This window comes from Actinomyces sp. HMSC075C01, assembly GCF_001812965.1.
Taxonomy (GTDB): domain Bacteria; phylum Actinomycetota; class Actinomycetes; order Actinomycetales; family Actinomycetaceae; genus Actinomyces; species Actinomyces acetigenes.
The window spans coordinates 1,140-1,470 of record NZ_KV811001.1 but is presented as its reverse complement, the minus strand read 5'-3'; the positions used below and the strand labels follow the sequence as shown (position 1 = coordinate 1,470).

1 protein-coding gene is annotated in these 331 nt (G+C 71.9%); it reads left to right on the top strand.

Translation table 11 applies throughout. The annotated features are described in order from the left end of the window. Window positions 1-20 precede the first annotated feature (20 nt). Window positions 21-331, top strand: a 311-nt coding sequence (locus HMPREF2883_RS07955; RefSeq protein WP_141759070.1) for a transposase family protein, incomplete at its 3' end; no start/stop codon positions are given.

The following is a 331-nucleotide window of genomic DNA, read 5'->3' as shown; positions in this document are numbered from 1 at the left end:
GTGCGGTGATCGAGTGCCGTATGCCGATCGGGTTTGAGGATCCGTTCTGCAAGGCCTGCGGGGCCCAGGGAGTATCCCGTGGGACGGTGGCCCGGCGCCTGGCCCATGTGCCGGTGGGGCTAAGGCCCACGCAGCTGGTGGTACGCGTGCGGCGCTTCGCCTGCACCGGCTGCCGTCGGGTGTGGAGGCAGGACACCTCCACCTTGGCTGAGCCCAGGGCGCGGCTGACCCACGCGGCGGTGGAGTGGGGGCTGCGGGCCCTTGCCCTGGAGGCCATGTCCGTCTCCCGGGTAGCGGCCGCCCTGGGGGAACTCCTGGCACACCGCCAACA